Here is a 7,430-nt window from a genome sequence, read left to right on the forward strand (position 1 = left end):
AATGGAAAAGCGCCATGAGTTGTGAAGGCTCATGGCTTTTTGTATAAGGGTATAAAGCCAAGTCAAAGGCTTTATAGGTGAATATTATCATATTTTTATAAATAAAACAATTAAAATGCAGGTAAATGGTAAAAATTCCGAATTTTTCATAAAACGGAAAGGGTGATTGTAATGGCTAACAATCGTAAGAAGCAAAAGATAAAGAAAGCTATTAAACGTCGTGTTAAACAATTTGAGAAACATAGAGTAAATGAAGCGTGGAGAAATATATTTGTAAAACGTGGAATTATTAAATAGAAAAGGAGGAAACAGCATGGGTTACGGAAATAAAGGGATGCCTTTTGAAATGCTAATTAATATCTCAAATCGTATGTATAAGGAAAAAAAGGTAGGCATATTTAACAAACGTCCTACACCGGTAAAGGTGCTGAAAACAGACAAGAAAGGCAACATAACAAAAAGTGCGTGGGAAAGTAAATCAACAGTAGATTATGACGGTGTATATAAGGGGAGAGCGGTATACTTTGAAGCGAAGTCAACGGAGCAAACAACACGTTTTCCGCTAGAAAATATCCATCGGCACCAGATTGACTATTTAGAAGATACACAAACAATGGGGGCTATTTGCTTCTTCTTAATAGAGTTTTGGAAAGATAAAGTGACGTATTTAGTGCCACTATCGTTAGTATCAAAATATGTAATGGAATCATATGAGGGTGGAAGAAAATCTATACCACGAGAAGAATTTGAAAAACATGCTTTTATTGTTGAGCGCACTGATCGTGCTTTAGTAGATTATTTAAGGCATATAGAGAAATTAGAATGGCCTGATGTTTCATGAATAAAGCAGCCGTTCGTTTAAAAATAATTGATTTAATGGATAATAATTGTGCTGGTTGTGAGCATAAAAGGGATAGCAATGCTAGTTATTGTTGGACAAAGTGTGAGATAGGAAAAGAAATAAATGCATTAGGTATATATTTAGGCGGTACATTAATTGAAAAAGAAGTTAAGGTGCGAACACCTAAGGATTGGGACAAACTTTGTATAAAAATTATAAAGTTAAAAAAGAAAGGTATGTTGCTCAAAGACATAGCAAAAAAGCTAGGCATAAAGAATCCATCGTGTATTACATCTCAATTGAAGAAACGGGGATTGAAATAAAAATTTCACATACCATATTAAATATAAAAAATTATAAACACAAATTAATAGTCCACATTTAAGGGCGTTGATTATATATAGGAAGAAACTGTTTCCTATGTATAACCAACGTCCTTTTTTTATTACAAAAGGAGGAACAAGGTATGCAGGAACTAATTGAACAATATAAAGAGAAAGTAAATCAGTTAGAAAACTTAAAAGAAACAGCACCGGATAATGATAAAACAATTATTGGTAGTATGATTACTGATTTACGTTATGCACTGGAATGGATGCGTACAGCAAAGGAACCAGGAACGATAAGAGGCATTGAACGTAGAGCAGCATATCAGCGTAATACTGCAGTAAATCCCTTACTAATGCAAAAGTATTTAAGAAGCGCAGAAACGTTATATGAGTGGGATGATAAGCCGAAAGAGAATGTAATTACAGAATGGGAGCGTATTAAGTAAGAAGATGCATTGCCAACATTAACAGAAAGAGAAAGAGAGATCTATATAATGTTTAAGGGGAATTGTTTATCTATGGATAAAATTTCCAATTTATTAAAAGTAACAAAGGGAACTGTCCAGAAATCAATACAACGATCTGACATTAAAATAGCAAGACAATTAGAAGGGAGTCTATTTTGAATGTTTTAATTTAAAAAGAGGTTATTTTCGCCTTACGAATGCCACCTATATATGAAAGCCGAAACCAGTTACCTATGGTGAATGATTGGGGACACCCGTTGCTTCATACATAGAACTTTTACCTTTATATATTGCACTCCTATAAAGGACTCTTGATTTCATTTTACGTAATAAGAATAACTAGATTGTTTGGTCTGAACGGTCAGTAGGAGAGCTTCTGCTCTTCTTTGAAACAATATAAGCCTACCATGTTGTTTCAAAGAAGGGTCCGGAATTTAGATCCTGATATAAATTAAAAAATGTCCTCCAATTTGTAAAAAGCCCAGTTACTTAATTGTAATAGGGCTTTTTTTCTTTGTTATGTAAAAAGTACACAATAAGCATTATTAGAAACGAGGGATTGTTAATGGGAAGTAAAGTAACAGTAACGCCTGAACAAGTAGAAGATATTATTTCAAATTCTAATATAACTGTAAATACGATTCTAGATAAATGTACTGTAGTAACAGCAGAGTTACCTAATGGCTTTATCATTGTTGAACATTCTGCATGTGTAGATCCTGCTAACTATAATGAGGCAATAGGTAAAGAAATCTGTTTGCAGCGAATTAAAAATAAAATTTGGGAATTAGAAGGATACAAACTACAAAGTAGGGCAGCAGGACTAAGTATAAATGTTTCAGTAACAGATACAGAGTTATTTAAAGATGCACTAGAAGTTTTAGAGGGATTAACAGTTGTTACTTCATATTTAATTTCTACAGCAGATAAACAGGTTGTAGATATTGTTCCTGAATTAGTTCCAAATGAAAAATTAAAGAAAATGTTGCAAGAAATCATTATTAAATTAGATGAGAAGAAGCAGGAAATGTCTTTGGGAGAATTTACAAAACAAACAACTCAAGAGAAAGACGCTGCTCTCTTTGAAAAACATCATATAGGCAAGTTTTTAGAACCGGAAAATACAGAAGTTTAACAAGGTTAAGTTTATGCAATGAATAAGTGTATTTCAGTGTGAAAAACCCCGGAAAATCAACGATGTATAAAACTTGCATATTGATTATTATAGGGATTTTAACAAATGCATTGATATCAACACATTTCCCGACAACCTAGTTTACATAAATAAGATTATAGGCAGTCATTGTGTGTATAATATTCATTTCCCTGTATAAATTAGTTTCTGTTATGGATTTTTTAAAATAAGATTCTATTTAACGGCCAAATGGACGTTTTTTTATTTTATAGATAAGGGGTGAGATTGTGAAAGTTGATAGTGAAGATTTACAGAGAGCTTTTGAGCTATTTAGAGAAGCGTGTGAGGTAATTGTTCAATGGTTTAAGCAAACCTGGGAACAAATTAAAGAGATTGCTCTTAATTACATAAAATATAAATCGGAACGGTCACAACGTCCTGCTTATGGATATGTAAAATATAGAGTCATGAAATCGCAAGTGCTAAATCGCAAACCTAAATGTATAAGAGCGAGATCGTTTTGTTAAAAGGAGTGAAGTGAATGAAGCTCAATAAGCAAGAGCAAACGGTTGTTGTTGGTAATTTGATTAATAATATTATCGGTGTGGAATTAGTAAAACAACATATTGACCCGCAAAAGCTAGAAAAGGCAGTAGCTTTGCACAATGAACTTAATGATGATATGACACCAAAAAACTGTCGTGAGGCACTTATTAGCGTATTAGATAAAGCCATAGATGTTTTCTTGGACAGTAAGTAGTGAGGTGGTGACGAGTGGCGAGAGCAAGAAGCCCGAACAGGGATAAAGCCTTTGAGCTATTCAAAGAACATAACGGCGATATTTCTAATCGTAAAATTGCAGAGCTGCTTCAAGAACCTGAAAAAACAATTTCATCCTGGAAGAGTAGGGACAAATGGGCAGCTAAATTAAATGAATCTGAATGTAGTACTGCAAAAGAAAATGAATGTAGTACTACAAATAAAGAACGTAGTACTGCAAAACGTGGAGCGCCAAAAGGGAACAAAAATGCAGTAGGTAATAAAGGTGGTCCACCTGCTGGAAATAAAAATGCTGTTGGTCATGGTGCACCAGTAGGTAATGATAATGCTGTTACGCATGGCTTATTTAGAAAGTACCTTCCTGCAGAAGTATTTGAACTTAAGACAGAATTGGCCCGAGCTTTTCAGAATGATCCAGTATCCATGATTTGGGAGAGTATTTTACTGCACTATTCCAATATCATTTACTCTCAGAATATCATGTTTGTACAAGACAAGGATGATACTACACGAGAGTTAAGAAAACAAAAAATGAACGAACATGGATTAGATGAAGAGTGGGACATTCAATTTGCTTGGGACAAACAAGCGAACTTATTAAATGCACAGTCACGGGCTTTTGCTGAATTCCGTAACTTAATTAAACAGTTTGATGAATTAGCAAATAAGAACGATAAACGTAGGTTAGAACTCAAGATGATGCAGCTTAATGTACAAAAAGCAGAAGCAGAAGTAAAAGAAGTTACTGACAAAGGGAATAAGAGTACGGGTACTATCATTGTTAACGATAAAGACGAAATGAGAAGGATATTAAATGAGCGAAGTAATAGAAATACTTGATTTAATAAACCCTAATTTCTATGATTTTTGGTTAAATGATGATAGATCAAGAAACCTTTTGTCAGGTGGCCGTTCTTCAATGAAGTCATCTGTTATTTCATTGAGGCTTGTAACTGATTTTATGGAAGACCCAAACGGTAATATAGTTATACTACGTAAAGTAGCAAAGTATCTTTCTACTTCTGTATATGAGCAGATAAAATGGGCGATATATATGCTGAAATTAGAAGATGAGTTCTTTTTCGGTCAATCACCGCTTGTTATACGTCATAAGGATACAGGAACAGCTTTTTATTTCTATGGCTGCGATGACCCTATGAAAGTTAAATCTGCTAAAATCGCTAGAGGTTATGTTATGGCCGTGTGGTTTGAGGAATTGGCAGAGTTTGCAGGTATAGAGGATATTGATATTGTAGAGGATACATTTATTCGTCAGGATTTAGGAGATAAAGAGGTGAAAGTCTATTACTCTTACAATCCACCGCGTAACCCTTATGCTTGGGTAAATGAATTCAAGGATAATAAAGCGAACGATGAAGATTTCTTTATACATCACAGCACGTATTTAGAAGATGAAAAAGGTTTCTTATCTAAGCAGCTTATTCGAAAGATTGAAAAGTACAAGGAAACGGATATTGAGTATTGGCGTTGGATGTACAAAGGTGATGTTATCGGTTTAGGTGACATGGTTTATAACATGAATCATTTTAACTTAATCAGCCAACTACCTGAAGATGACGACTTAATATTAATTGATATTGCCATCGATACAGGGCACCAGGTTTCCGCTACTACTTATTTAGCCTTTGGATTCACGAAGAAGGGAAATGTAATCCTATTAGATACATATTATTACTCACCTGAAAACAAAGTCGTTAAACGGGCACCTAGTGAGTTCTCAGTGGACTTAAATGAATTCGTGACAAATGCTACTGCTATATTTAGAAGATACATTGACCAACAAACTATCGATTCTGCAGAGGGTGGCTTGCGTAACCAGTACTTTAAAGATTATGGTGTTCGACTGCATCCCGTTGCAAAGAAAAAGAAAGTAACGATGATAGAAAACGTCTACGATTTATTATCACAGGGACGTTTTTTTATTTTGGATACAGAAAACAACAAGGTGTTTTATGAGGAACACAAGCGATATCAGTGGGACGCTAAAACCTTGCAGACGCCTAACCCTGAAGTACTTAAAGTAGACGATCATACGTGTGATGCATTTCAATATTATGTTAATGATAACCTGCAGAAATTGAAATTGAAATATTAATAGATTTATAACGTTATTAATTAATTACTGTAATGTTAACGTTAATACTAACATTAATGTAAGGCTGTTGTTTATTATCTGTTGGCTTAACGTTACTGCATTAATACATTTATGTTATGTAATTATTAGCGCGTTGTTAGCGAAGCAATAGGTTGGTATTAGGTTCACATTAATAATATGTAAAGTAGGTGATGTAGTGTTTAAGAAGCTCATCTCCGGCATAAGGCAGGTGTTGTACAAAATGGGCCTGATTAGTGGGATAAAAAAGGTATCCGACCACAAGGATATACAGGTAAATGACGAATCCTATGAATTTATAGACACCTGGAAAGCTTTGTATAGTGGGTATTACAAAGAATGGCATGATGTTCAATACAAAACAGTAGAGGGGCAGAAGCAGCGAAAACGAGCCACTTTAAATATGGCCAAAGTTGTGACGCAAGAAATGGCTACTCTTGTATTTAATGAAAAATGCACAATTAACATATCTGATAAGGATCTATCAAAGAATATCAAAAATGTTCTTGATGAAAATAACTTTATAAAAGAGTTTCAAAGGTACTTAGAGTACAGCTTTGCGCTTGGTGGGATGGTTATTAAGGTCTACTGGGATAATGGCATTAAACTTTCATTTGTTACAGCAGACTGTTTCATACCGATTACCTGGGACAATAAACAGATAACAGAATGTGTATTTATTACTGAAGCGTTTAAAGGCGGCAAAAAGTATACGCTGCTAGAATGGCATTTAGTTGAGAATGGCACATACATCATCAAGAATGAGCTGTATAAAAGCGATAATAAGCATGAATTAGGTGTAAAGGTTCCATTAGCAGAGTTATATCCTAATTTAGAAGAAGCAGTATATATAGAGAACCTATCACGGCCTACTTTTAAATACTTTAAGCCTAATACTGCTAATAACTTAGATATTGGCTCACCTTTGGGAATTTCTATTTATGCCAATGCACTAGATACACTTAAATCGATTGATATTGCATTTGACAGCTTCCAAAGAGAGTTCATTTTAGGTAAAAAACGTATTTTGGTACCGCATAATGCAATTAGAACTGTAATAGATCCAGAAACCGGGGCACAATTACGTTACTTTGATGCAGATGATGAAGTATTCCAGGCATTTAACTTTGATGATGGGATGAAACACATTCAAGATATGTCTGTTGAGTTAAGAGTGGAAGAACATATTTCTGCTATTAATGCATTATTAAACTATTTGTCTTCTCAAATTGGTTTCTCTGCGGGTGCATTCAGCTTTGATGGGCAAGGAGTTAAAACTGCTACTGAGGTTGTCAGTGAGAATTCTAAGACGTTTAGAACGAAGCAGTCCCATGAAACAATTATTGAAGATGGTATACAAGAATTAGTTGATAGCATTATTGATATTGCTGTTCTATATGGTGAATTTAACGGTCCCACAGGAGAATACGAGGTTACAGTTACTTTTGACGATAGTATCGCAGAAGATGCTGCTGCTGAAATAAATAAACAAGTCATATTGATTTCTAACGGATTAAACAGCAAGAAACGCGCAATTATGAAGATTCATGGTGTAACTGCAGAAGAAGCTGAAGCGCTATTGAAGGAGGTACTTGCAGAAAATAAAACCATTACCCCTGAAAATATAGATTTCTTTGGTATGAACAACCCAAAACAGAATAATAACTCAGGAGATGAAGGATAATGGCACTGCCTCCTGAGAAGTTACAGCAACTCTCTATATTTGTAGTAGATATCTACAATG

7 protein-coding genes and 2 pseudogenes are annotated in these 7,430 nt (G+C 34.4%); all 9 read left to right on the forward strand.

The window, feature by feature from the left end; all coding sequences use genetic code 11:
- Positions 1 to 171: 171 nt before the first annotated feature.
- The 9 genes and pseudogenes from KVT34_RS29020 (at position 172) to KVT34_RS29060 (ending at position 7,370) form a co-directional block, all read left to right on the forward strand.
- Positions 172 to 297, forward strand: coding sequence for a DUF3983 domain-containing protein (locus KVT34_RS29020; protein ID WP_217563156.1), 126 nt, complete (start codon positions 172 to 174; stop codon positions 295 to 297).
- Between the two features lie 16 nt (positions 298 to 313).
- Complete coding sequence (locus tag KVT34_RS29025; protein ID WP_217563157.1) at positions 314 to 841, forward strand: Holliday junction resolvase RecU; 528 nt, start codon at positions 314 to 316, stop codon at positions 839 to 841.
- On the forward strand, positions 838 to 1,164 hold the full coding sequence (locus KVT34_RS29030; protein ID WP_217563158.1) for a zinc-finger domain-containing protein: 327 nt from the start codon (positions 838 to 840) through the stop codon (positions 1,162 to 1,164). Before KVT34_RS29025 ends, KVT34_RS29030 begins: the two co-directional genes overlap by 4 nt.
- Before the next feature lie 143 nt (positions 1,165 to 1,307).
- Positions 1,308 to 1,796, forward strand: a pseudogene (locus KVT34_RS29035) (sigma factor-like helix-turn-helix DNA-binding protein).
- A 406-nt stretch (positions 1,797 to 2,202) separates the two neighbouring features.
- A pseudogene (locus KVT34_RS32105) lies at positions 2,203 to 2,445 on the forward strand (Gp49 family protein); the annotation flags it as partial.
- A gap of 868 nt (positions 2,446 to 3,313) precedes the next feature.
- Positions 3,314 to 3,532: a hypothetical protein gene (locus KVT34_RS29045; protein ID WP_217563160.1), complete on the forward strand. Its 219-nt coding sequence runs from the start codon at positions 3,314 to 3,316 to the stop codon at positions 3,530 to 3,532.
- A gap of 14 nt (positions 3,533 to 3,546) precedes the next feature.
- Positions 3,547 to 4,392, forward strand: coding sequence for a phage terminase small subunit (terS, locus tag KVT34_RS29050; protein WP_217563161.1), 846 nt, complete (start codon positions 3,547 to 3,549; stop codon positions 4,390 to 4,392).
- The gene (locus KVT34_RS29055; protein ID WP_217563162.1) at positions 4,367 to 5,668 is read left to right on the forward strand and encodes a PBSX family phage terminase large subunit; all 1,302 of its coding nucleotides are present in this window, start codon (positions 4,367 to 4,369) and stop codon (positions 5,666 to 5,668) included. Before terS ends, KVT34_RS29055 begins: the two co-directional genes overlap by 26 nt.
- Before the next feature lie 196 nt (positions 5,669 to 5,864).
- Complete coding sequence (locus tag KVT34_RS29060; RefSeq protein ID WP_217563163.1) at positions 5,865 to 7,370, forward strand: phage portal protein; 1,506 nt, start codon at positions 5,865 to 5,867, stop codon at positions 7,368 to 7,370.
- The last annotated feature ends 60 nt before the right edge of the window (positions 7,371 to 7,430 follow it).

Origin of the sequence: Paenibacillus sp. GbtcB18 (assembly GCF_019091125.1) — a bacterium.
In the GTDB taxonomy this organism is placed as follows: Bacteria; Bacillota; Bacilli; order Paenibacillales; family NBRC-103111; genus Paenibacillus_F; species Paenibacillus_F chitinolyticus.